The organism is Bradyrhizobium sp. CB82, from assembly GCF_029714405.1.
Taxonomy (GTDB): Bacteria; Pseudomonadota; Alphaproteobacteria; order Rhizobiales; family Xanthobacteraceae; genus Bradyrhizobium.
Genome location: NZ_CP121650.1, coordinates 1,847,048 through 1,870,170, shown reverse-complemented (window position 1 = coordinate 1,870,170; position 23,123 = coordinate 1,847,048). Strand labels below are relative to the sequence as shown.

The following is a 23,123-nucleotide window of genomic DNA, read 5'->3' as shown; positions in this document are numbered from 1 at the left end:
CGTGGGTCATCATACCGAGGTCTTTGTCGGAATCGATACGTCAAAATCGCGCAATGCTATAGCCATTGCCGATGGCGGCCGTGGCGGCGAGGTGCGGTATCTCGGGGAGTTTCCTGCCACGGAGGCAGCGATCCGAAAGCTGGTGGCAAAGCTTGCAGCGAAATGCTGTCATTTGACGTTTTGCTACGAAGCAGGGCCGACAGGATATGGCCTCTACAGACTGCTCAAGAGCCTCGGCCATGACTGCCTGGTGGTGGCCCCCTCGCTCGTTCCGAAGAAGGCCGGCGATCGAGTGAAGACGAACCGGCGCGATGCGGTAAGCCTCGCCAGGCTGTTGCGCGCGGACGAGCTCACCGCGGTGTGGGTGCCGGACGAGCGCCACGAGGCTATGCGCGATCTCTCGCGCGCCCGTCAGGCAGTGAAGAAGGGCCTCCAGGGCAAGCGTCAACAGATCTCGTCATTGATGCTGCGGCTGGGACGCATCTATCCGGGCAAGACAACGTGGGGACCAGCCCACATGAGATGGCTGATGTCGCAGAAGCTCGAGCATCGCGAGCAGCGCATCGCATTCGAAGAGTTACTTGAGGGGATACGCCAGGAAAGTGAGCGGATGGAGCGTTTGGAAGATGCCATCCGCGAGGTCGTACCTGAGTGGTCGCTCGCCGAGGCTGTCGTGGCCCTGCAGGCGGTGCGTGGGATTGATCTCATTGCGGCTGTGGGGGTGCTGGCCGAGATCGGTGATCTCTCCCGCTTTCAAAATCCGCGCGAGCTGATGGGCTATCTGGGTCTGGTGCCCACAGAAAACTCGACTGGCGACCAGGTCAAGCGCGGCGGCATCACCAAGGCCGGTAACGGACGGGCGCGACGCATTCTTGTGGAGGCGGCCTGGAGCTATCGATATCCGCCGCGCGTGAGCCGAGACAAGCAGCCAAAGGTGGAGGCCGCACCGAGAGTCGCGCGCGAGATTGCGTGGAAAGCGCAAACCAGATTGTGCGGACGCTTCCGCTCACTCGAGCGGAAGGGCAAGCGGCGAACCGTAATCGTCACGGCGATTGCCCGAGAGCTATCCGCCTTCATTTGGGCGATCAATCGCGAGCTCATGCCACCTCGACAGGCATGACATCGTTGGGGGCTGTGGACCGCTCGAGTCGTGTGAGGTGCGCTCGACCGGCCCACAGCCCCCTTTGTTGCAATCAAGATCAGGGGCAGTCGCAGACATTAATCGTGCAGAAGTGAAGGCGGGACCATGGCAGGGGAAATCCTGAAATCCATTATGTGGCCGATTATCCGATCGACGCCCGACGCTAGACCAGGGACAGCCCCAGACGAAAAAACGGAAATGCGGTATCCAACCCGCGCATCAGAGCCTGTTCACCGACGTCTTTGGGTCCCGCCTTCTCCTCTGCACGATTCATCGGCGCAAGAACTTCACGCTGAGTCCTCGTGGAGATGGGAAACCGTGCGCTGTGTGCTTGACTGGGGACATCAGAATGGGATGGTCCGGCCGTGCTCCGGCCCTGCCGGTGCGAGAAGCTGGCAAGGGGCGCTCAAGACAAGGAGCACACCATGTCTCAGAAGCTCAACGCAGCGATCGCCGTGATCGGCATTGATATCGGCAAGAACTCGTTCCATCTCGTGGGTCATGATCACCGCGGTGCCATCGTGCTGCGGCAGAAGTGGTCGCGCGGCCAGGTGGAAACGCGGCTCGCCAACCTGCCGCCGTGCTTGATCGGTATGGAGGCCTGCGTCGGTGCGCATCATCTCAGCCGCAAGCTCCAAATGCTTGGCCACGACGCCCGCCTGATGCCGGCGAAAACGTGCGTCCCTATTCGAAGGGGCAGAAGAATGACTTCCGAGATGCGGAAGCGATCGCCGAAGCTGTCCAACGCCCGACCATGAAGTTCGTCGCGACCAAGACCGCCGATCAGCATCGACCTTCAGGCGCTGCACCGCGTCCGCGATCGATTGGTCGGTCAGCGTACCGGCGTCATCAATCAGATCCGTGCGTTCCTGCTGCGCCGTACGCCAAGCTGTTCGTGCAAGCCGCGTGGGTTGTGCTGGTCAAGGAGTTGCTGCAGCCCAGCAACATGTCGATGCCGAGCTGCAGCTGATGGAGCGCCACGATCATCGTTTTGCGCGTGCCGCCGCGGGCATCGGAAGTTCGCTTCCGATACCACGCGGTCAGCGCGCTGGCCTTCTGATGCACCAGATGACCCCAGGCGAGCTCGGCCGGCCGTCGTGCTGTCCTGACGTCTTGCTCTACCACTGCCAGGCTTCGCCTTGAAACGCGCCAGAGCATCCTTGTCCCTGCTGCGGCGGCCGCATGCGCATCATCGAGACCTTCTTGCGCGGGCAACAGCCCAAGCACCGCCCCTCGCCAGTTTCGCCAAAGGTCAGGATCGACACCTCATGAGGCCGACGCCAGTCCTCGACACACACGGCAACGCTCACCGCCTGTGTTGGCTCTTGCCCGACCGCGCCGCCGCTTGCCTCGCCACGCCGGATTGTTGCGCAATCACAACCAAAAGATACAAAACCTCGTCGCTCAAAACGCCCGCTGCTCGATCGTGCTTCAACCTACGCCCCGCCTACGTGGCAAAACGGGGCTCGCTGCCGCTTCGCGTCATCACGGGCGCACCTGAGCTCGTGGCCAAATCCCCATAGAACCCGCGGCACTGCTGACGCCCACATCCCGCGATTTCGTGCCTTGGCGCTTTTCGGACGCCGGCCACTGGAGCGCGCGGATAGTCCCGCCATCCCGGCATCCGAAAACCTGCACAGGTGCGGACTAATCCGCTGTAGCCAAGCGGCGCCGAAATCGTTCGGCCTCTCGCGCCAGACCTTTCTTACCATTCAATCCCAACGGCTCGCCGCGCGAAGCTCGCAACCGATCGGCCATTTGCCGATGCGGGCAGCGGGCTCTCCTAAAGACCCGCTATTTCTTTTTGTCAGGAGAGAAGCTTGGTTGCCAGGTCGCGGCTTTCTGGCTTGGCGCCGCGGCGATGACTTTCATCTTCTCTTTCTTGGGCTTATTGGCCTCCCGGTTGCCCCGCCGCTCGTCTTTGGCCATGTTGATCTCCTCCGGCTTTTCGAGATGATTGAATTCATCCGAGAATAAGAGCTGCCCGCGCGGCGTGCAGATCCTCACGTCGATGTAGCCTTCTTGCAGCAGCTGCCTGGCCTTCTTCAGCGCGGCCGCTGCCGTGGCGCGCGTGAGATTTTCGCGGGCCCCTTCATGGTTGCCGCAGACCAGGTATTTCATTTGCGTCCGCCTAGGCATTGAAGACGGCGACCGCGATCACCAGGAATAATGGGACGATGACCGGCGGCACGATCCACTCGGCCAGGTGAAATTGCCGCAAGGGAATTGCTCCTGCTCTTTGCGGCGGGAGCGCGCGGCCCTCAGTCACCGGTGGATGCCTTGGAAAATGCGGTGATGGCCAACCCTACGCCGATGTCCTGGGAATAGCGAGCGCAAAAGCGCTTCGCATCGGACGGGGGCAAGAGCGAGCAGGAAGAGACCAGCGGCGGCTTGTTCGCGGCGTGCGGCAAGAAAGCGGTGGCTATTGCGGCTTAAGGGGCGCATGCTGCCTTCCGGGGCTTGCGCCGGCGCAAGGCGTTTTCGCGAAAGGCAATGCGCGGATGACCATCCGCTCCCGACGTGAAGTTGTCACCTTCAAACATCCGTTCCGGATCAGGGGCATCGATCGCCTGTTGCCCGCAGGCGACTACGAGGTCATTACCGATGAGGAGACGATCGAGGGGCTTTCGTTCGAAGCTTTCCGCCGTGTCGCCACTATGATCAGCGTGCCCGCGGAAGGCTCGCGCGGATTGGTGACCGAGATAGTCTCGATCGGCTCGGTGGATCTTGCAGACGCGCAGCGCATCGATGCGAGTGCTTCCGATGGCTGACGAACCGCTCGACCTCGACAGCCACCGCGGCATGGCGGCACAGAAAGCGACCGACCTCCGCCGTGCGGTCGCGGAGGTCGAGAGCCATGCGAGGGAGCTGCGCGAGCGGCGGGCCGAGATCGAGCATCACCTGCTGTCGTTCCCCGCCGCGTCGTGGCCGGAGGCGGCCGCCAAGGCGCGCTACGTCCTGAAGCTGTACGCCGCAGGACTGGCGCCGGAAGACACAAGGCATCGTGATCTCGTCGCAGCCATCCTCGAGGAGTTTGACCGGCTGACCGAGCAGGGCTGTGCATGATTGCTGCGCTGCTTCGAAGGAGTTGGTCACATGACGCTCACACAGGGGCGCTTCATCAGCTACGAATACGACAGGATGGTCGTCCTGTTCTAGATGCTCGACGGCGAGAAGGAGATCCACTGCGCGATTTCCACTTCAGCCATGGATGACATGGAAGGTGTGGTGCGAGCGAGAACGAGCCAGCGCGAGGCGCAGTTCATGCGAATGCGCGAGATCGAAGCCTGCGCCGACGGCAAATACCAGGCCGACCGAGTTCGAGGGCACGCCGCCCGGCATTGTCCTACGCAGCATCGATTTCCGAAAGCCGCGATAGAACCGCGCGGCGCGAGCCGCGCATGGGGAAGTGCTGCTGTCGGGGTTAGCGACGCTCTATGTGCTCTAATGACTGCGAGCGTGTAGCACGCAAACGAGCGTCGGCTGGCCGATCCGCTTGAGGCGGTTAATCAACATCGTTCCCCACAGCGGGCGCGAAAGTTTCTAAGAGCTTCGAACTAGCCATAGGATAGCTCAAGCCCTATATTGTTAGTATCACTGATCGTAAAAAGGTCTTCAGTGACTGAGAGACCGTACTGTGCTCCCGCCGCCCAACAGGAGGGAGCCCATGAGTTCCATCATCTATCCATTGCATTTTCATCGAAGCTTCGAGCGCCGCTGGGCCTCTAGAATGGTCAGCGACGAGCCGCGCCGTTCTCCAGCACGAGGGACCAATACCTGTATCTGCGGACACCTCGTTACTGCCCCGGTCAGTTCAACCTATTTGCCCACGGGGGTTGTCAACGAATGGCGGTGTTCTGCTTGCGGCAACGACTGGGAGACGATTGCTGATCCCGGCGTGGGCTCAACGAAGCCAGCTCAATGAGCCATTGGCCAGCCTTGTGCACGGCAAAGGCAGCGCAGCGGCGAACTGAAGCCGTCCCATAAAGGCTCTGCACACCCGCGAAAGAGCGCACCGATGCGCACGGCTCGACCTCAAGCAAGGAGGCTCTTGTGAAAGGCAATATATTCAACAGCAAGGGTGTTCACGTCGGCGTTATAGTAGGCCGAGAAATTTTCGACCGTAATGGTACGAAGCTGTATGACCTCAAAGGGATCAACATCTACCGGCTGTCCGGAGAGTTGGTTGGTCATCTAAATGACGCGAGCGGTTCGGACAAGCTGCTCGATAAAGCGACCGATCGCTTGTTCACGTAGTCCCCCCAGGGGCGACCGGTCTCCCATTAACTTCGGACATTTCGTTGCACTGCGCTCACTGACGCGACGGGCCTAGGCTGTTCTCTAATTCCGGGCCTGCGGTCAAGACTCTCCAAACACATCCTTGCCGGGTTCATGGTTCTCTCCGCGGTAGGGGCATGCCCTCCGCATGATGGCGTAGGATGACGCTGGCGGATCAATGTGTGAAGCGCGCTTGCCTTTTGAGCATCGCAAAGCCTGGGGCGATCGCACCAACGCCAACGTCCCGGCAGGGACCTTGGATCCCGCCGGTGCTCGGCGGGAATTCGCTATCTGCTATGCTGTTTGCACGGCGGTCTCCTTTGACGACCATCTAAATTCGGTACCATCGATCCACATCCGATGCAGAATGACCGCGAGCTTTCGCGCGACCGCAACTTTGGCCTTGCGTAGCCCAGTTCGCTTTGCAAGCCGAATGCCCCAGGCTTTGAGCGCTGACCATTTTGCTACGCGTGTGAGCAGCACATTGGCTGCCTCATAGAGATAGCCGCGCAACATTTTGTCGCCGCACTTCGAGATTCGACCCGTCCAGTCGATCTCGCCGGATGCGTAGCGTCGGGTCGTTAGTCCGACATAGGCTCCGACGCTTCTTGACCTTTTGAAGCGCGTAGGGTCGTCGATCGTTGCAAGAAAGCAAAGAGCCGTAACAGGGCCGATGCCAGGTGTCGTCATGAACTGTCGCACTTGGGCATTGCTGCGTGCGAGCTTCATGACCTTACGGTCGAGATCAGCAATCTGCTGCTCGATGGCTGCTCGGGCGCTGAGTAGCGGCGTTACCGCAAGGGCGAGTTCCGGCCGCTCTTTGGTGAGCTCCGCAGCACGCAATGCGAATACGTTCATCTTTGCCGGACCAATAACCAGCCCGAGGTTCTTTAAGAGCCCGCGGATTTGGTTCTCGAGATCCCGCTTGATCTTGACGAGCAGAGCCCGGCTGACGAGGAGAGCCTTTACCGCATGACTGTCGAGGCCTTTGACGCACACCTCCTTATACCATCCACATTGCATGATGCGGGCGATGCCTACGGCATCGTTGCGGTCACTCTTGTTGATCTGCATTTTCAACACCGCCTTGGCGTGCCTGGCGTCGATGCAGATGACGGGCAGCCCCAGCTTATTCAACTCGGTCCACAGCCATGTCGACGTTGCCCCTGTTTCGAGTCCAATCCGCGCGACATGCGGCGCGTTTGACTTGATGAATGCTGCGATCGCTTCGGGGTCGGAACGAACAACGCCTTCGTGCTCAATCTTTCCCGTCCGATCAACGATGCAGATCGCTGTTAGCTTCAAAGAAACGTCAAGTCCGACATAGCGCTCCATTGCAGCTCTCCTATCATTGCAAGGCCCAAGAGGTGAGCCTCATCGATTCTTGGAGAGCTGATTCTCAGAGCTTCAGTATGGCTCCGGCCCGGAATTACCCCATGTGTGAAAAGTCGAAGTTCGCGGGCATCGAGAGAATCAAATTCCTTTTGATGAGTCGCCTTGCATGTTGTTGTTCTTCAGATGAGCCGACATAACCCTTCGGTTAGCAAGATATTCTAGCGAAACTCGCGGCGCCTGACTTTTCACACAGGCTGGGCCGTGAGCAGAAGTCGCTTTACTACTTATTCAATCACTTCGTCCGCACGGGCGAGGACGGTCGGGGGCAACGTGAGACCTAGAGCCTTGGCGATCCGCAGATTGATCCTGAGATCGAACTTAGTGGGCCTTTCGAAAGGCAAGTCGCCTGGCTTTGCGCCTTTCAGAACGCGATCAACTTGTGCAATCAAGAGACGCGTTGCGTCTGCAAAGTCCGGTCCAAACGACATAAGGCCGCCGTTGGCGACCCAGTCCGGTGCAGCAAAGATCGCAGGTTTTTTGCTTAGGCCCACCATCTTAATGATTTCGGCCATGTGAGCATTGAGTATGGCATCCGGAACAAAAACAAGCCCGTCAAATCGGGCGAGGAGTTCCGGGCTGAGGATTTTCGCGATATTGGCGGGATCATCGATGTTGATCGCTCCAACCTCGAAACCCAGCTTCCGGCCGGTCTCCAAAACGGGCGCAAGGCTCGTTGCGCCGCTCGTGAGTTTTGTCGTCACAGTCCCAAGGCGGACGGCCTGCGGGAGAACTTCCCGCATTAGCTCGACCCGCTTGACGGTGGTTTCTTCAGAAAAAACCGCGATGCCGGTCACGTTGCGACCCGGACGGGCGAGGTTATCGGCTAGTCCCGACACGACTGGATCAACTGCGGCAAAGGCCACGATCGGAATTGTCTGAGTTGCCTTGCAGGCCGCCAGAGCAGCAGGTGTGCTAATCGCGATGATCACGTCCGCGCGGCCCTCTCGCACGATTTCCTCTGCAAGTGCCGGCAGCGCGTCGGCATTCCCGGCCGTGTTACGAAATTCAAGCTGAATATTCCGCCCTTCAACGTAACCAAGCTCGGCCAGAAGCTTTCTGGTTGCGTCAGTCTGCCCAGGAATGTTGACTGGTCCCAGTTGGACAACGCGCGGCGTTGCAGCCAGCTTTTGGGCGTGGGCAACGAGCGGCCAACTTATTGCTCCTGTAATAAGCCCAATGAATCCGCGTCGTCTCACCTGACCTCGCTGGAGGCTGCCATTCAGTGGCTAGACTATCGCAATCTCCGAGTGCTCGCGAGTGAAAGGACCGCTGGTCTCGTCCGATTTGGGTCATTCTCGACCGGTTCAACCGGTTTTGCTTCCAGGTTCATGTCTGCGTCGCCCCCGAAAGCTGACCTGACGCCGGGGCGACAAGCCCCGAGGCATTTTTTGCCCTCAGTTTGGAGCGTGGCGGTCGCCGCTGCCGCGCCGCTGTGCCGAGAGGGGCCCCGGCCATCGCCTGCTTACCACGCGCTATTCACCGCACTGGCATCCATCGGCGAACGAGATGATCCATTCGTGCGGATAGTGCTTTTTGATCATCCGCAGCGCGATCGAGAGCGCGACCCCGGCTATTGCTCCTGCGACCAGCACCGTCCGCATCGGGATACACGTGCATGGCGGCCCTCCCATCGTTTCAAGATTTAGGTGCCGCCCTTGACCTCGTAATGACCTGGCACGCACTTATATCGATCAACTCGCCACGAGTCGGATCGGTAAATTGGATGGTTTGATTTCCAATGAGCGAGGCCAGCCTGGCCAGACCTCATACAACTCTGAAGGGTCACACCCTTGTCGAGTGACGAATTGGTGATGATCTCCTCGACGCAGTCATGGTGGCCGGTGACCATCAAGCGGCACATCACGGCGACCACGGTGACAAACATCGTCACCCTCCGACTGGCCGACACTGCTCGAAGGGCAAGTCTATACTTTTCAGCGATCCGGTCCGTCTCTTAGTGCACAGATCGCTGCGACAAATTGGCGCCTTGCCGATTCACGTCTGCGTCGCCTCGAAAGCTGACCTTGGGCGATAGCCCCAGGCTTTGTGTATCCTCAATTTGGAGCGTGGCGGTCGCCGCTGCCGCGCCGCTGTGCCGAGGGGGCTTCGGCCATCGCCTGCTTGCCACGCGCAATCCCGCGATACATGCTGGCGCCGCGCCGCTCGATCTCCGCATATGGGATTTCTTTGCAGGCGAGCCGCGCACGCGCGTCGGGATTGAGAAAATAGATATACCGCATCTGGTAGCCGTCGAGCGGCATGCCCTGGCCCGACCATGACCCGCCGGTTTTGGCGAAATGTGCCGCGCGGTTCTTTCCGGTTACTTGCGTCATCTTGTGCGTGACCGAGCCATCGGGCAATCGGAGCAAGCTTTTGTTCAACTTGACCCCGGTCAAGGTGAAGCCGGCCGCGCGATAGATTGTCCCATCGCCGCACTGGCATCCGTCGGCGAACGAGATCACCCATTCGATGTGCGGATAGTGCTTTTTGATCATGCGCAGCGCGATCGAGAGCGCGCGGCTTTCGCTGTTGCGCGGCAGCGCTTCCGAGAACGCCAGCCGGTTCAATTCGAGAAAACCGTTCCATGCGGTATCATGCACGAGCCCAAGGATGTTCGACTTATCCATCGACGGGCCGAACGTCATCGCGCCTTCAAGCCGGCCGTTCAAAAAGACGCCGAGCGCGAGGAAAGCATTGTTGACGGTCTTGTGGCTGTAGTGCAGCCGGATGATCAGCGCGTCTGCATCTTTCTTCGAGATCGGCGCGACGCGGATTGCTTTAGCCTGTCCCATGGCTAGTCACTGAGTTCGTAGCGCATCATTCGAGGCTCCGGTGCGGGAGTCACGGCGGTACCACCAACCCACAACAGCCCGTCGCAGAGCCGCCAACGCTCTGGATTTACTTCCGCTTTCGGGGCATAGCGAATATTGCCGGACTTGCTGCTGGCTCGACCCGTTCGAGAATGACCCAAGGCGGACGCTTGTCGATACGTCGCCGCAACTTCGGCAATTGCCCTGCATGATGCCAATGGATACGCTCTTCGCGTATCCTTCAGTCTTCGTAGGGGGCCACCATGCCTCATCAAAAACTGATTGCACGTCTGCAGGCGACCGGCGGCCTATCAGATGAAGAGCGACGCTCGCTGGCTGACATACCGAGAACGATCAGATCATTGGCCGACGGGGAGTACTTTTCGCGAGAAGGCGATGTTGCGTCGCACTGCGCCATCTTGGTCAGCGGGTTTCTGTGCCGCCACAAGATTGTAGAAACGCGGGACCAAATTTTGTCCTTTCACGTGCCTGGCGACATGCCTGATCTAAACACCTTGCACCTGCCAGAGATGGACCACGACCTGATAAGCATCGGGCGATCCACCGTCGCTTTAGTGCCTCACCGGTTCCTAAGCCAGATGCTGGACGAGTCTCCAAGGCTTACGCACGCCTTCTGGCGCGAAACCCTGATCGATGCTGCGATTTACCGCCAATGGGTAGCCAACTTAGGCGGGCACGACGCAATTGCAAAAATCGCGCACCTCATCTGCGAGCTTCTTGCTCGCTTGGAGGTCGTCAGCTTAGCGCAGGATAATAGGATCCAGCTTCCCTTCACGCAGAAGCACGTGGCCGACGCTTGCGGCCTCTCGATTGTCCACGTCAATCGCACGCTTCAGGAACTAAGACGTCGAAGCTTAATTGTTTGGGAAGGAGGAGAGCTGGCAGTGCTCAACCGCAAGGAACTGGAACGGATTGCTGAGTTTGTGCCTGACTATCTTCATCTAAAGCAGTAGGTATTGTTGTGGCCGCCTACAAGTTCATCATAGAAGGGAGATCAGGCTTCGAACCCGTCCTCCTCGAATTGCCGACCGACGTTACCGCGTGGCGAGAAGCCACGACTCTCTGCGGAGAACTTGTGAAGGACGAATTGGAGCCCTCCACCGGCTTTCGGCTGCTGGTCCTCGACGGGAATGGGGTGCAGCTATTCCAGATCAGTATTGCGGCGACCTGATCTCATGGGCGCTCAGCGGAGGCGCGCTCTCGCGGCGAGATGGGGGACCTTACCGATTCCATGAGCGAACGAGGGCATAGGGCGCCATGGGATTTCTTTTTTACAATCCGAGGGGCGGCTGGGAGTTTCCCGCGCTTTGGGCCGTATCAGCCATTGCTCTGGCTCTTATCGGTGATGGGCGCCGTGCACCATGACGATGGTCCCGGCAAGTTCTCCAGCAAACAAAAGGGCTATCCAGCGAACCAAAACCCCAAGTATTAGAGCTGCACCGCCGAGTACCTCGAACACGATGATTGCGTACGCAAACCATTCCGGCAGCCCAAGGCCACCGAAGTACTTGATGAAGCCTGCCGGTGTAAGCACGAAGATCTTTAGTCCCGCGTGGGCCAGTGCGAGCAAACCCAGCGTGATCCGAAGAAGAAGAGCGGCATAAGGCACGGTCCGTTCGTCAATCATCGATTCCCCCTCCCGTGTGTTTGCGTTGAGGCCAGGCACAGTCAAGCGTACTTTTGCACCAATTGGCAGCGATCGGTAGCAAATAAGATAGAGGCTTTTTGGAAGCCAAGCGGCTCGAGCAAATCATGCTGGACATCGCTTGTTGCAGAGCATGAGTCCGGAAATGGGCCCATCGCGTCGTTTCGCTTCGCTGCGGTATTTGGTGGGTATCGGGCCGTAGCGGACATCGAGTAAGCCGCACCAATCAAACTCGATTTATGAGACGCGCTCTAGATATTCTGCGCAGATCGCGGCGAGCGCATTGCCTTGCGGCGAGCGATTGGGATTGCTCGCCTCGCGCGGCTTGGTCGCCTTGGCGATAGCGCGCTCGACGATCCCGAATTGCTCCCCGTACAGAATGAACGTCATGTCCCGATAAGGCGACCGATCGCCGTCCGGCAATTCGGGCATCTGTTCAAGCTCGCCGACCCCTACAGACAGCCGCGATAGCTCGTCCTCGGTAATGCCGGTCAGCGCGATCTCGAAACCGCCTTCCACGAGGTCGGCCAATTCGAGCCGCAGCATCTCGTCATCCCAATCGCTGGCGTCGGTGAGCCGATTATCGGCGATGACATAAGCGCGCTTTTGCTGATCGCCCCATCCGCGCGCGACGATGACGGGGACCTCAGCCATCCCGAGCAGTTTGCCGGCGGCTAATCGGCCATGGCCGGCGAGCACCATGCCGTCATCGGCCGCGAGAATCGGCATCGTCCAGCCCCATTGCCGGATCGACGCCGCGATCTGCTCGATTTGCTCGGGCGAATGCCGGCGCGCATTGCGCTCATATGGCCGTAAACGGTCAACCGGCCATCTTTCCACGGCCGGCTTGCTCGCCAGTGCATCCATGATTTGGTTTTCCCGCAGCTAGGGTCAGCGTCCCTGTCGGTTTCTGAGCTTTGGGGCCTGCGATGATGGTAACGGCAGGAATTCAAATATCAGTTGACTGGTTCTCCGCTAAGAACAAGCTTTCCGTTCTGCCCCGAGACCTCGATCAAACCGGCACCCTAGCCTACTTGCCCTATTCCTTTAACAGAGGAGTGTCCTCCATGTCAGCAGAAGACAATAAGGCCCTCGTCCGACGCCTTTTTGAAGAGGTCTGTAATGAAAGAAAATTAGGTGTAGCAGACGAGCTGTTTGCTACCAACCACACCCATCACGATCCCTCTAATCCCTCAGTTGGACAAGGTCCTGAGGGGATGAAGCAACTGATCTCCACCTATCAAACGGGCTTCCCCGACGCCCATTGGAGCATTGATGCCATGCTTCTCGCCGAGGATGGAGAGACGGTTGTGGCGCGTTGGACCGGCGTGGGTACGCACACATCTGACCTCCCTGGTATCCGCGCGACGGGCAAGAAGGTGAGGGTTCCAGGAATATGGATATATCGCTTTTCTTCCGGCAAGATCGTGGAGAGCTGGAACATTTGGGATACGCTTGGAATGTTGCAACAACTGGGCATCGCCCCTGCAATGGGATAGGCGGGATTGAGTGTAGCTTAGCTTAGAGCTGGGCCCCTTTGGAGCTGGACCGCGCTCCTAAGAAAACGAACCGCTCGCCTGAAGCTATCGAGTGGATGCCTCGGCGATCATTCTTCGCGAATACAAAGGAGGATCCCCGACCGCCCCAGCTCGAAGGGCGAGGCCGAACGGTCGATATACATGCCCTGGCTAGCCCCGCTGACGGGGGATTTTGCGAGGAACCAAAGGCCAAAAACGCGACCCCGAAATACGCTAAAGGCGGGCGGTCCCGCGTACCCGCATTTAATTTTTGCACCCTAGGGGAACCACCGAAATTCCCGCTAGGGTCCAGCTGGGCGCTGTCCGGCCGGTTCGAGAATGTTCCCGGAACTCCGCTATGTCGTGTACCGTTAAGAGTCCGTCCCGGGCAGGGTCTGAGCCTGGAGAAGGGATATGGAACGACGTCGAGTGAAACATGCACAGGCACTTGAAGTGCGACTCGCCGATGAAGCCCAAGAGCTACGCCAACGGGCTAAACAACTTCCCCCAGGTGCCGAAAGAGAGGCTTTGCTCCGCAGGGCGCGATACGCCGAAACCGCAGCCCATATGACGGAGTGGCTGACCTCGCCCGGGCTACAGCCGCCAAGATGAAACAATGAAGAGCAAGGACTACTTGCGTTGTTCTCCGGCCGTGAACGGCCGCCGTGGGCGAGCTCGCATATGTTTTAGTTTCCTGTCCTGTCAGGGGCCGACCCGGCCGGTGCTGGATCATGCCAGGCATTGCTCGATGCTTTTCTCGGTGATGTAAATCACCACCAACATCGCACTTATGATCCACGGCCAATCGCCAAACCTTGCGCGCGACAGCACCCGAACCAACGACAATGCGCCCAGCGCCGTGACGGCAGTGCCGGTTAGCACGAGATCGAGTTGCCACCCGGTCATTTGCTCGCCGCCGAATTCTCGCCACGCCCAAAGCGTGCCGCGCGTGAGGACAAGCCCGGCCTTTATCGCAGCCATGGGCAGCGCCAGCGCGATTCCGGGTGGTGGATCGGTTAGGCATTTCCACCACGCCAGCTTGAGCGCCTGCTTTTGCTGGACAATGTAGAGCGAGAGGAACGCAAGGGCGGTCGCAAGCAGAATGACGATCGTCCCGTTGACGGTTTCCAGATAGAAATTCACGTCAATCGGACCGTATATCATTGCCGTTCCGCATTTGCCGCTGGTTGAACACGTCGGTCATGAGCGCAACCAGAGGATCATCGGCCTCGACATAGGGGCGCATTTTCGTCGCAAGCGAATGCACGTCTTGCCGGAGATCGCTCGCCGCTTCCGAGACTTTCTGTGCGGTGTAGTGCTGGTGTGGCTTGCCGCTCAACTTTTCCATCAAGCGCACGAAAAGGGTCATCGCCTGTTCCGATATTGCGCGTGAGGATCGAATATCGCTGACAGTTGCGCGACGACCGCCTTGAGTTCGATCATGGCGACCACGGAGTTCTCGGCGACCTCTTTCAGTTCCCGTTGCGCGTCCTGCCGCTCGTTCCGCTCAAGCCAAAATAGGATGGCGAAGATCGGCGCTGCAAGACCACCAGCCGTTTTGACGTATTCGAGCAGTTCGATAATCGTCATGTTCCCACCGCACGCTAGCGCAGGAGAATTCTGTCTAGTAGTCGCGCCGTTGTGCGAGATGGGCGGGAGCGAGCCGATTGATGGCACGGTCCCGCGCGATCGTTGGGAGGGCGGCCTCGCTAGCCGGCTTGAGGCCCCGTGCTGGTTTGATCGGTGCTCGTGCCAGTCTCAGTGCCGGTAGTCGTGCCCGGCGGCGGCCCGGGCGGCTGAGTGCCGGCCGTGACCGCAGACGCCACGATCTGCGCGTTCGACGTATCGAGATTTTTGATCGACAGCAGCGTGTCCGAAAGCTGCTGCAAGTCGGCTGGGCTCGCGCCGCCGGCCGCGACAAGATCATCGACCTGCTTTTTGAGCGAGTCGATCGTCGCGTTCTGATCATCGACCACTTTCTTGACCGCGTTGGCGACATCGGTTTCCGCCTGCAATTGCTGCAAGGTGGCGGCGGCTTGGTCTTGAAGGTCTCGGATGCTGAGTGCCATTGCATTCTCCGATCTGGTTACTTTGGTTGCGAGCGCGGCGATACGGTCGTTGATGTCGGCCAGATGCGCCACGATCAGCCGGCCAATCGGATCATCCACAACGATGTGGTGATAGACGTGCATTTCCATGTTGCGCGCTCCTATCGAGGGCGCCGCGTTGCCATCGCGCGCGCGACGTTTCGCGGCAAGCTTTCGAGGATCGCTCGTCGCATGGTGTTGGTGAAATCCTGATAGAACGGCACATCGCGCTTGATCGGCACGGCCGGATCGAGCGTGTAGACCATCTTGCCTTTTGCGAACAGGAAACGGCCACGCCGGGCCGCCTTGTCACCGAGCGCGCGCGGCGTTTGACTACGCGAGACCGCGCCGCTCGCGGTGCGCTTGACGTTCGCGGACGACGGGATCGCGAGATTAGCGCCCTTGGCGCGCCGCGTGCCGCCCTTCGCATGCAGCATCAGATTGCCCCGCCCGAGCTTGTCGTAAATCTCGACGCGCAAGTCGTACTTGTTCGCCCTGGCGCCACGGGTGGTCAGCGCGGCGCCGATGAATGAGCGGTTCTTTGCACTGATCGATGTCGGCCACGTCTTTTCGATCAGATACGACCGCGTTCTATCGGCCGCATCGTTGAGCGAGCGCGCGAGGATGTACGGCAGTTGATCCGCAACCGCGCCGAGCTCCATCGCGCGACCGGTGAAATCAGCCGTGTCAAATTCGACTTGGATCATGGGGCACAAAAAAGACCGACCTCGCCGCCGAGATCGGTTCAAAGTGTTTCGTTCGCGTAGTGAAGCGTCCTCGATGCGGGCATAGCTGTGCACATCGGGCGTGCGCGCGTAGAAAACCGTCCAAATTCCGGCCCGTCAACGTAAATTTTTCCGGGCCGCTTTGCGTAAATCGGGAAAGATCGCTGGGAGTAAATCAGTGCCGAAATCGAGAATGTCGAGTGTAATGAGTCGCTTAGTGACTTCTTTGCGCAATCGCGCGAGCGCTTCTGCGTAGCTCATGACGCGGCCGATTTTTTTTGCCTCGATCCGCCAATCCCGGTATGTGGCATTGAACCACGCTAGTTCCCCGCGCGCATTTGCTTCGCTGATCGTTTCCTCGACCCGCCGCACCGCCGATCGCACCCGCGCCATCGCCGCGTCGTGGTTGGTCAGCGATATTTTCCAATCGCGGGCGACTTGCTCGATCAGCCGGCACGCGGTTTCCGCCCGCACGGCGAGCCGGCCATCGAGATCATGCGGCAGCACGCCATTGACCTCGTTCGCTATCGCCTCGGCGGTGTCGCGATCCTTCACCCAAAACGCGCAAGAGATTTCCGACCACGGCCAGCGTTCGTGCATGGCCTCATAGGTCTTTTCGAGATCGCGCGAGGCGCCGACGATACACGGCTCGCCGCGCGGGATCGTGCCGACATAGATCGCGGCGACGCCGAAAACGATCAGGTACTCCCGATGAGCACCACGGGGAATTTCAAAGTCCATCATTCAAAAAACCGGAACATGTTCGGCGCGGAGACCAGCAGCGATAACATCGCACCCGCGATCATGATTCGCTCGCCACGTGTCGGCGTAGCCGCCGCGCTTGACAGCAACCCACCCCGCGTCGCGCTCTAACGAGTGCGCCAATGCAACCGCATTGACCGCAAGCAGGAGATGATCGATCCCGCGCAGATATCGCGCCGGCCAAATGATCGCCGTCTCCATGCGCGTCACGTCGCTGTAGGACGGCAGCAACCGCGTGCGGTTCTGCATGCGTTGCGTTTTTTCCAACTCGCCTTGCTTCTGTTGCGCGATCAAGTCCTCGAATTCGTAGCTATAGGCGGGCCATGATCCGCCAAAGCCGGCGACCGCCGACATCGGGATCATCCGCAGCGTCCGCATCGCCTCGGCCAATCGCTTGCCGACATGCGGGCCATCCCAAACGTTCGGCGGGACGTCATCCATCACCGCGTCCTCAAGCGGATTGAATTTCAGCGGTTCGCGCCGCGTCAGCATCACGTCACCCATACGGAAACTCCTGTTGCTCGCTCAGTTGCCGATATCGCTGCGATCGAACCTCGAATTGCATTCTGATCGCACCCTTAAAGCCGGTCTCGTCAAAACGAACTTTCGCGATATGCACGGTAGCTTGATCGCCCTCCGGCGCGCGCTCGATGACCACGCCGTGATCGCACTTGTTGAACCAATGCGCAGACCCCTCGATGTCGTACAGGGTCGCGGTACGAGCCTTGCCGTGCTCGAAAACATCTTTGGTCGGGTGCGCCAGGACGATCACCGCGACCTCGTATTGCCGGCCGAAGCGCTTTAGCCGGCGGATCGCCCGACCGACGTATTCGGTCGTGGTTTCGTCGCGGAGGCGCGCGTGCTCAATCTCGTTCCACGGATCGATCACCAGCACGTTGATGCCATCGCGCAGCACCGCGTCGCGGGCTTTCTCGATGATCCATTCCAGCGTGATATCGTCCTCGTCCGCGTCGTTTGGATCGTTGTCGATGAAAACGAAATTGCTCTCGATCAGGCGGTCGGCGTCATCGCCGCCGATGATCCGGCGCAGCTTGTCGCGCAGATACGGGACGGTCGGCATCTCGGGCGAGAAGATCGCTGCGCGCCAGCCGTAGTCGCGCGCTGTATTCCAAAGCATGTTGAGCACCCAAGTCGATTTGCCGTGGCTCGGGATGCCGGTAACCACCATGAACTCACCCGCGAACAGTTTCATCCATCCGTTGCCCGGGACGCTGCCATCGAACAGCGGCCAGCCGATCGAGATGGGCTGCAGCGCCGGCAGCGCCGGATACTCCGACAGCCGGTAAAGCCCACGCACCGGGTATTGTTTCGCGGTGCGCAGCACGTCATGCACCGCCTCGCGCCCGTGCTTGCGCAGCACGTCGTTCAAGTCTTTGCATCCCTCGGGATAGGTGACGAACATGCACCGCGCCGCGCCAAGGCGCCGGACAATCTCGGCCGCCAAGCGCTGGCCCGGCCCGTCGTCATCGACCGCGAGAATGAACCGCTTGATACGCCGCAGCCGATCGCGATTGAGCCAGAGAAATTCAAACTTGCCCGTGTGCTCGGTCTCCGGATCGAGCGGCGCCATTCGCCCATCTTTCGGCACGGGCGGCGCACCATCGGGCACTGAGACGGTTAGCGGCCAGCCGCAATCGATCGCGACCATCGCATCCTCGAACCCCTCAGCGATCACCAGCGCTTGCGTGCCCGCCTCAAGCTGCGGATCGTCGAGGACGTCCGAATTCCAGAACGTCCGCTTGCCGCCCTTGCGGTGCCAAAAGAACTTTTCGCCGTCGCGCTCGGCGCGATACTTTTCGTTGACGACTTGGCCGTGCTCGAAAAACGGATACGCGATGACGTTGCCGCGCGCGCTCGGCTCGACGTGCCGCTCGCCCGGTTTACCGACGACTGCACCCGTATAGACCTCGAACCGCGTCGCTGTTTCTGGCGATATCCCCCTTTGAACGAAAAACTCGACGTGCTGCGGCGCCAGCGTGTTCATAGCGATAGCTCCCGTGGAAGTCGTCACAGTGGAAACAGCGGAAAAAGATCTCGTCGCTCTCGGAGCGGATCGACAAGCATTTATTGGATTTCTTCCGGCGATGCGGCGAGCAGATGGGGCAGCGCGAAAACCGCGTGCCGCGAAAATCGCGCGGATCGGCGCCGACGCTCGCCAGCAGTCGCAATGCCTCGTCGATGGAATAGCGCCGCGTCATGGCTGCACCACCGTGGTCGGTTCGTTGCCGCGAATGATGCGGCCGATGAATTCGCGGGGATTTTCCTTCGTCGACGCTTGCTCGATCGCCGCGCGCGCGAGCGCGACGTTGCGGTCTTTCGCCTTGAGCAATTGCGAGATCATCCCGCCGGCTTTGTCGCCGAGGATTTCGCGCCCTCGCCGGAACAGCTCGGCCTCGGGATCGCTGGGTGGCGGTTTGGATCGCGGCGGTTCCGGTTCGCCTAGATCGAGCGAACCCGAGCGCGCGCCGTAAGGCGCGGCATCTTTCTTCTCTTCTCTACTCTTCTCTCCTCTACTCTCCTCTCCTCTACTCTTATGGTGTTGCTGTTCGGATAGTGGGCTTGATACCGACCCGTTAGAATTCAATGCCTTGTCTGGAACATCTCCGCTCGACCTTTGCTCAACCTCGCCCTGGCCCCGGCCAGACCCCTTGCGAACCCCGCGGCTACCTCTCCCCCCTTTGGCCGAGGTTGAGCGCCGGTCCTGCACCAGTTGAAGCTCGGTTTCGGCGCGGTCGTTGGTCAGTCGGCCGTCGATGATCCGCAGCTTACCGGCATCGAGCAGCGCCTTGAGGTTGCGGCGAAATGTGAGGATGTGCTGATTGCACCGGCCGGCGAGCCCCTGCTCGTGCAGAGCGATCGGGCCTTCGTGCAAATAGATCAGTTGGCAGACGACGTGATAAACGCGATACGGCCCATCATCGAGACCCTCGGTGCCGTCCATCCAATCGGGAATGTCGTGCTTGAACCACTCGACCATCACACCCTCCGGCGGAATAGCGGCGAGGTTTGCACCGCGACCGATGGGTCGAGGATCGAGGCTTGGTAGTGCCAGAGCGCAAGCGCGTCGGCCGCGTTGTCATCGTTCGGCGTCCAGCCCAAGCGATAGCAGGCGTCCATCGTGAGCGACTTCGCCTCTTTGCGCTTGTGTCGGTTCGATCCGATGAAATGGGCGCGGACGTCGGACACGCGCGCCTCGCGCACGTCATAGCCGCGCGCATAGGTTAGCTCCTCAACGACCGCGCAAAGGCCGATCAGCACGCGGATGATTTCCGCGCGCGTCCGGCCGGCCATGTGCTGCGGCGTCATCGGCGCCTCGAACACCACCAGCTTGATATCGTTCTCGGTCGCGAGGCGATCGTTGAGCCATTGCCGGCATCCGGCAAAGACCGCGCCCATGCTCGCGCCCTCGCGCGCGAAGCGTACCGAGCCGGAGCGCGGCTTTTCGTCCGCGGGGTAGCCGACAGCCCAGCCCGTGCGGGACGCGAGGTCGAGCGCCAGGATGCGCGGATTGTACGGCATGGGCGCACCCGATCAGTGGTGCGCGGTGCTGCCCATCGCCGCGTTCGCGGCCTCCATGGCCGCCGCCCGCCACAGCGGCAAGTCCTTCACGCCTTCGGCGGTCGCGAGCATCGAGAGCACTTGCTGCTGATCCTGCTCAAGCTCCTCGTAAATCTCGCGGTTCTTGTTCTCGTTCTTCCGAATTTTGACGAGCGAGCGCAATTCCTTCGTGGGAATGCCGCGCGCCTTGGCCTCCTTGAAAACGGTATTGATGCTCTCGCGAATGTTGCGGCACCGGGCCATCGATGACCCACGCTCGCTCGCGAGATCGGCCTCGAAACCGTCGATCTTGCCGAGCACCTCCTGCACCACTTCCGGGTCAAACTCATTCGTCTGCTGCGCTGCTTGCTTTGCCATTCGGCTTTCCCTTTCGATTGACGGGGCCTCGGCGAATTGGGATCGATCGCCGGGCCGCGCGTGGGCGGCCCATCACGCCCTCCCGACGTAAGCGGTGACGACGAACTTGCGCTTGTGCTTCGCGCACCATGGCGATCCCGGCACCTTGCGCGCGCCGCAGAACATCGCCAGCCCTTTCGGATCGCGCTCGTCGAGCACCGCGCGGCAGTGATGCGGTTTCGCGCGCAAGATCGACACGGGCTCGGAGACCGCCTCCGCGATGAATTTCGGGAGCGGTGCCGGCGGCGTTTTCTTCGATGGGCAGCTCGATCGCCCGAACTTCGTCATGATCGGCCCGCTCTCGCGATGGAGTCTTAGCCGCTTGATCTTGCCGCAGACGGCGCTGCGCGTTTTCTCGACCGCCTCGGCGATCAGCGCGGCCGACGCGCCGGCATTGAACAATTGTCGCAGGGTGATTTCGGCCTTGTCAGACCATTCGTTCGAATGAGCCATCGCACGCTGCCTTTGGTCGCGAAGCAGACAGCCACATCGAATAGGCAATAATTTGCGTGCGCGTCATCTGAAAAACGCGATCTTTGCCGGGCAATTTCGTAAACGGCATTTTTGCGGCTAGCGCGCGGTGCATCCGCGCGTGAGTAGAAAACTTTTTGCTGCTACCGAAAGTCGAAAGTTTCACTCTGCCGGATTTTTTCATGACCCTATGTTGACATCGGGCGCGAAGCGGCATGAAAATTTACGTGCGTAGGACGGGCGATCCAACAAACAAATAACAGCCCGGCGCGAGGCGTCACCGGCCGCCGATAGTAGCGGGCGGCACCACCAAAGATCGAATGGTTCCGAGCATCACCTTTGCGAAACGGCAGTTTCGCAGAGCACGGGAGGATTTTGTTTCGAGCGAACGGGGCTTCGGGAATGAAAAGCGCGGTGCAGTGCAATGCAATCAATTTCATGGGACGGCAAGCCGATCACTCGGCCAGGACTCTATCGCAACATTCCGCTCGGGGACTACCATCGTCACGATTTGTGCGATGCGGTCAGCGTCTCGTCGTCGATGCTTCGCAACATCATCCGTAAGTCGCCCGCGCACGCTTTCGCGAATTCTTCGCTCAATCCACACCGCGACGGTGAGCCGCAGACCGAGAGCATGGCGCTCGGCCGGTTTGTGCACAAGGCGGTGGCCGGCGAGCCGTTCGACGACGATTGCGTGCTCTGCCCGCCGGAAGTCGGCGGCAAGCCGTACAACATGCGCTTGAAGGTCTGGCAGGACTGGCGCGACGAGCAGCAAGCTGCCGGCAAATACGTCATCACGCCATCGCTCGCTACGCGCGCCAAAGGCATGATCATCGCGCTCGGCAAATTCCCGCTGGTGCAGCAGGGCATGCTCGGCGGCGCGCCCGAGCGCTCGCTGATCTGGAAAGACCCGCGCGGCTTTTGGAAGAAAGCCCGGCCGGACGAGATGCCGAACGACAGCGGCGATTTCGTCGACCTCAAGACCACCGCCTCGGTCCTGTACCGCGACACGCAATACTCGATCGCCGAATACGGCTACATGCAGCAAGCCGCGCTGGTGATGGAGGGTGCCCGCGCGATCGGCATGGTCGCGAATACCTTCACCTTGCTTTGGGTCGAGAGCGAGAAGCCGCATTGCGTGCGTGCTCAGACGCTCAAGGACGAGGATTTGGCGCGCGGGCACAATCTGAATGAGTTGGCTGCCAAGACCTTTTGGCAGTGCTACCAGAGCGGCGAATGGCCGGGTCCTGGCGACGACCGGCCCGACGCCGAATATGTCGACATGCCGGATTGGTGGCGCAAGTCGGTCGATGACCGGGCGAAATACGAATTGCGGGAGGCCGCGTGATGTCTGAGCAAACCGAGACCATCGACCGCCCGCAAGATGCGCCGCCGCCCCTACAGCAAGCCGGCACGGAGCGCGTGACCCGCCGCGATCTAGTCGAGGGTAACGCGGAGAAGGTCGTCACCGAGCGCACTGAGGCCGTGACACTGTTCAAGGGCGGCGGCGTCGACTACTCCAACCTCCGCGATATGGTCGATGCGGCCAAGCTTCTCGCGTCGGCCGGCCCGATGCTCAAGCCGTGGCTGCAAGGCAATGTCGGCGGGTGCTTCGCGATCTGTCTGCGCGCGCAGGAACTCGGCGTTTCGCCGCTCGCGCTCGCGGCATGGACCTATATCGTCGAGCAATGGCAGAACGGCCAGAAGATCGAGCAAGTCGCATATGAAAGCCAGTTCTTTCACGCGATCATCGAGGCCCGGGCGCCGATCACCACCCGCTTGCAAGTCGGCTACGAGGGGCAAGGCGACGCCCGCAAGTGCCGCGTTTGGGCGACCTTCAAGGGCGAGGCCGAGCCGCGCTATTTCCCGCCGCTCGACGCCGATCCCGATCAATTCACGCTCGGCAAGCTGCGGCCGGGCCGCAACGACAAAGGCAAGATCAAGGGCTCGCCGCTGTGGGACCTCAAGCCTGACCTTCAACTGTTCTACAACATGTCGCGCGATTGGGCGCGCATGTATTGCCCCGACATCATCGCTGGCATGTATGGCCGCGATGAAATGGAGGATGCCGGCTTCACCGTCGCCTCCGACCACGCAAGAGACGTTTCCCCCGGACTGACCGCGCGGCTGCGCGGATCATCGTCCGCGCTCGGTCAAGCCGCAATCGACGCGATCGACGCGCAGGCCTCCGCATCACCGAAAAGCAAGTCCAAGCCGGAAAGCAAAGAACCTCCCGCCGTGCCCTCCGGGTCCGACTTCCCGGGCGATCGGCCAATGGAAAACGACAAGTGATGGG

The 23,123-nt window shown here is 60.3% G+C and carries 29 protein-coding genes and 4 pseudogenes; 13 read left to right on the top strand and 20 right to left on the bottom strand.

All coding sequences use genetic code 11. The features are described 5' to 3' along the window. Window position 1 precedes the first annotated feature (1 nt). Both QA640_RS09085 and QA640_RS09080 read left to right on the top strand, forming a co-directional pair. Window positions 2–1,120 carry an IS110 family transposase gene (locus QA640_RS09085; protein WP_283040359.1) on the top strand — a complete coding sequence of 373 codons (1,119 nt, stop codon included), beginning with the start codon at window positions 2–4 and terminating at the stop codon, window positions 1,118–1,120. Window positions 1,121–1,566: 446 nt separating this feature from the next. Then, window positions 1,567–2,016 (top strand): annotated as a pseudogene (locus QA640_RS09080) (IS110 family transposase); the annotation flags it as partial. Here the strand turns inward: QA640_RS09080 and QA640_RS09075 are convergent. Both QA640_RS09075 and QA640_RS09070 read right to left on the bottom strand, forming a co-directional pair. Continuing rightward, window positions 1,991–2,368 (bottom strand): hypothetical protein, encoded by a 378-nt coding sequence (locus tag QA640_RS09075; RefSeq protein WP_283043145.1) that lies wholly within the window; start codon window positions 2,366–2,368, stop codon window positions 1,991–1,993. The pseudogene QA640_RS09080 and the gene QA640_RS09075 sit on opposite strands and share 26 nt — an antisense overlap. Window positions 2,369–2,935: 567 nt before the next feature. Further along, window positions 2,936–3,262 carry a hypothetical protein gene (locus QA640_RS09070; RefSeq protein WP_283040358.1) on the bottom strand — a complete coding sequence of 109 codons (327 nt, stop codon included), beginning with the start codon at window positions 3,260–3,262 and terminating at the stop codon, window positions 2,936–2,938. A gap of 380 nt (window positions 3,263–3,642) precedes the next feature. Here QA640_RS09070 and QA640_RS09065 point away from each other — a divergent pair, with 380 nt between their 5' ends. The 5 genes and pseudogenes from QA640_RS09065 (at window position 3,643) to QA640_RS09045 (ending at window position 5,398) form a co-directional block, all read left to right on the top strand. Beyond that, window positions 3,643–3,912, top strand: a complete 270-nt coding sequence (locus QA640_RS09065) for a hypothetical protein (protein ID WP_283040357.1) — start codon at window positions 3,643–3,645, stop codon at window positions 3,910–3,912. After that, a complete protein-coding gene (locus tag QA640_RS09060) occupies window positions 3,905–4,207 on the top strand; it encodes a hypothetical protein (protein WP_283040356.1) in 303 nt (100 codons plus the stop codon). The genes QA640_RS09065 and QA640_RS09060 overlap by 8 nt, the downstream gene beginning before the upstream one ends. 30 nt (window positions 4,208–4,237) lie before the next feature. Beyond that, a pseudogene (locus QA640_RS09055) lies at window positions 4,238–4,520 on the top strand (DUF1488 family protein). 288 nt (window positions 4,521–4,808) lie between these two features. Next, window positions 4,809–5,066 (top strand): hypothetical protein, encoded by a 258-nt coding sequence (locus QA640_RS09050; RefSeq protein ID WP_283040355.1) that lies wholly within the window; start codon window positions 4,809–4,811, stop codon window positions 5,064–5,066. A 128-nt stretch (window positions 5,067–5,194) separates the two neighbouring features. After that, window positions 5,195–5,398 (top strand): hypothetical protein, encoded by a 204-nt coding sequence (locus QA640_RS09045; RefSeq protein WP_283040354.1) that lies wholly within the window; start codon window positions 5,195–5,197, stop codon window positions 5,396–5,398. Window positions 5,399–5,713: 315 nt separating this feature from the next. On the opposite strand, the gene QA640_RS09040 is transcribed toward QA640_RS09045, so the two are convergent. The 4 genes from QA640_RS09040 to QA640_RS09025 form a co-directional block, all read right to left on the bottom strand. Continuing rightward, the gene (locus QA640_RS09040; RefSeq protein ID WP_283035482.1) at window positions 5,714–6,754 is read right to left on the bottom strand and encodes an IS110 family transposase; all 1,041 of its coding nucleotides are present in this window, start codon (window positions 6,752–6,754) and stop codon (window positions 5,714–5,716) included. 284 nt (window positions 6,755–7,038) lie between these two features. Further along, a complete protein-coding gene (locus QA640_RS09035) occupies window positions 7,039–8,010 on the bottom strand; it encodes an ABC transporter substrate-binding protein (RefSeq protein WP_283040353.1) in 972 nt (323 codons plus the stop codon). A gap of 276 nt (window positions 8,011–8,286) precedes the next feature. Beyond that, complete coding sequence (locus tag QA640_RS09030) at window positions 8,287–8,415, bottom strand: hypothetical protein (RefSeq protein WP_283040352.1); 129 nt, start codon at window positions 8,413–8,415, stop codon at window positions 8,287–8,289. 453 nt (window positions 8,416–8,868) lie between these two features. Further along, window positions 8,869–9,606, bottom strand: a complete 738-nt coding sequence (locus tag QA640_RS09025) for a hypothetical protein (RefSeq protein ID WP_283040351.1) — start codon at window positions 9,604–9,606, stop codon at window positions 8,869–8,871. A 281-nt stretch (window positions 9,607–9,887) separates the two neighbouring features. On the opposite strand from QA640_RS09025, the gene QA640_RS09020 reads away from it, so the two are divergent. The 3 genes and pseudogenes from QA640_RS09020 to QA640_RS09010 form a co-directional block, all read left to right on the top strand. Beyond that, window positions 9,888–10,598: a Crp/Fnr family transcriptional regulator gene (locus QA640_RS09020; protein WP_283040350.1), complete on the top strand. Its 711-nt coding sequence runs from the start codon at window positions 9,888–9,890 to the stop codon at window positions 10,596–10,598. 8 nt (window positions 10,599–10,606) lie between these two features. Then, entirely contained in the window at window positions 10,607–10,816 is a 210-nt protein-coding gene (locus tag QA640_RS09015; RefSeq protein WP_283040349.1) for a hypothetical protein, read from the top strand. An 80-nt stretch (window positions 10,817–10,896) separates the two neighbouring features. Continuing rightward, window positions 10,897–11,010, top strand: a pseudogene (locus QA640_RS09010) (DoxX family protein); the annotation flags it as partial. A 31-nt stretch (window positions 11,011–11,041) separates the two neighbouring features. On the opposite strand, the pseudogene QA640_RS09005 reads toward QA640_RS09010, so the two are convergent. Together QA640_RS09005 and QA640_RS09000 are read right to left on the bottom strand one after the other, a co-directional pair. Further along, window positions 11,042–11,272: pseudogene (locus QA640_RS09005) on the bottom strand (DoxX family membrane protein); the annotation flags it as partial. A 255-nt stretch (window positions 11,273–11,527) separates the two neighbouring features. After that, window positions 11,528–12,157: a ParB/Srx family N-terminal domain-containing protein gene (locus QA640_RS09000; RefSeq protein ID WP_283040348.1), complete on the bottom strand. Its 630-nt coding sequence runs from the start codon at window positions 12,155–12,157 to the stop codon at window positions 11,528–11,530. Between the two features lie 200 nt (window positions 12,158–12,357). On the opposite strand from QA640_RS09000, the gene QA640_RS08995 reads away from it, so the two are divergent. Continuing rightward, window positions 12,358–12,789: an ester cyclase gene (locus tag QA640_RS08995; RefSeq protein WP_283040347.1), complete on the top strand. Its 432-nt coding sequence runs from the start codon at window positions 12,358–12,360 to the stop codon at window positions 12,787–12,789. A gap of 747 nt (window positions 12,790–13,536) precedes the next feature. Here the strand turns inward: QA640_RS08995 and QA640_RS08985 are convergent. The 12 genes from QA640_RS08985 to QA640_RS08930 form a co-directional block, all read right to left on the bottom strand. Further along, window positions 13,537–13,950 carry a hypothetical protein gene (locus QA640_RS08985; RefSeq protein WP_283040345.1) on the bottom strand — a complete coding sequence of 138 codons (414 nt, stop codon included), beginning with the start codon at window positions 13,948–13,950 and terminating at the stop codon, window positions 13,537–13,539. Between the two features lies 1 nt (window position 13,951). After that, window positions 13,952–14,176, bottom strand: coding sequence for a hypothetical protein (locus QA640_RS08980; RefSeq protein ID WP_283040344.1), 225 nt, complete (start codon window positions 14,174–14,176; stop codon window positions 13,952–13,954). Then, window positions 14,173–14,397, bottom strand: a complete 225-nt coding sequence (locus QA640_RS08975; RefSeq protein WP_283040343.1) for a hypothetical protein — start codon at window positions 14,395–14,397, stop codon at window positions 14,173–14,175. The genes QA640_RS08980 and QA640_RS08975 overlap by 4 nt, the downstream gene beginning before the upstream one ends. Window positions 14,398–14,516: 119 nt before the next feature. Further along, window positions 14,517–14,948, bottom strand: coding sequence for a hypothetical protein (locus tag QA640_RS08970; RefSeq protein ID WP_283040342.1), 432 nt, complete (start codon window positions 14,946–14,948; stop codon window positions 14,517–14,519). 68 nt (window positions 14,949–15,016) lie between these two features. Next, entirely contained in the window at window positions 15,017–15,601 is a 585-nt protein-coding gene (locus tag QA640_RS08965; RefSeq protein ID WP_283040341.1) for a hypothetical protein, read from the bottom strand. Window positions 15,602–15,736: 135 nt separating this feature from the next. After that, on the bottom strand, window positions 15,737–16,363 hold the full coding sequence (locus QA640_RS08960; protein WP_283040340.1) for a hypothetical protein: 627 nt from the start codon (window positions 16,361–16,363) through the stop codon (window positions 15,737–15,739). Further along, window positions 16,364–16,885, bottom strand: a complete 522-nt coding sequence (locus QA640_RS08955) for a hypothetical protein (protein ID WP_283040339.1) — start codon at window positions 16,883–16,885, stop codon at window positions 16,364–16,366. It abuts the gene before it with no gap. Next, window positions 16,878–18,386: a DnaB-like helicase C-terminal domain-containing protein gene (locus QA640_RS08950; RefSeq protein ID WP_283040338.1), complete on the bottom strand. Its 1,509-nt coding sequence runs from the start codon at window positions 18,384–18,386 to the stop codon at window positions 16,878–16,880. The genes QA640_RS08955 and QA640_RS08950 overlap by 8 nt, the downstream gene beginning before the upstream one ends. 210 nt (window positions 18,387–18,596) lie before the next feature. Then, window positions 18,597–19,343 (bottom strand): DUF1376 domain-containing protein, encoded by a 747-nt coding sequence (locus tag QA640_RS08945; protein WP_283040337.1) that lies wholly within the window; start codon window positions 19,341–19,343, stop codon window positions 18,597–18,599. A 35-nt stretch (window positions 19,344–19,378) separates the two neighbouring features. Continuing rightward, window positions 19,379–19,921 carry a hypothetical protein gene (locus tag QA640_RS08940; protein ID WP_283040336.1) on the bottom strand — a complete coding sequence of 181 codons (543 nt, stop codon included), beginning with the start codon at window positions 19,919–19,921 and terminating at the stop codon, window positions 19,379–19,381. Between the two features lie 12 nt (window positions 19,922–19,933). Continuing rightward, a complete protein-coding gene (locus QA640_RS08935) occupies window positions 19,934–20,269 on the bottom strand; it encodes a GapR family DNA-binding domain-containing protein (protein WP_283040335.1) in 336 nt (111 codons plus the stop codon). A 120-nt stretch (window positions 20,270–20,389) separates the two neighbouring features. Continuing rightward, window positions 20,390–20,809 (bottom strand): GcrA family cell cycle regulator, encoded by a 420-nt coding sequence (locus QA640_RS08930; RefSeq protein ID WP_283040334.1) that lies wholly within the window; start codon window positions 20,807–20,809, stop codon window positions 20,390–20,392. A 442-nt stretch (window positions 20,810–21,251) separates the two neighbouring features. Between QA640_RS08930 and QA640_RS08925 the strand changes: the two genes are divergently transcribed. Further along, on the top strand, window positions 21,252–22,175 hold the full coding sequence (locus QA640_RS08925) for a PD-(D/E)XK nuclease-like domain-containing protein (RefSeq protein WP_283040332.1): 924 nt from the start codon (window positions 21,252–21,254) through the stop codon (window positions 22,173–22,175). After that, on the top strand, window positions 22,175–23,119 hold the full coding sequence (locus QA640_RS08920; protein ID WP_283040331.1) for a hypothetical protein: 945 nt from the start codon (window positions 22,175–22,177) through the stop codon (window positions 23,117–23,119). Before QA640_RS08925 ends, QA640_RS08920 begins: the two co-directional genes overlap by 1 nt. The last annotated feature ends 4 nt before the right edge of the window (window positions 23,120–23,123 follow it).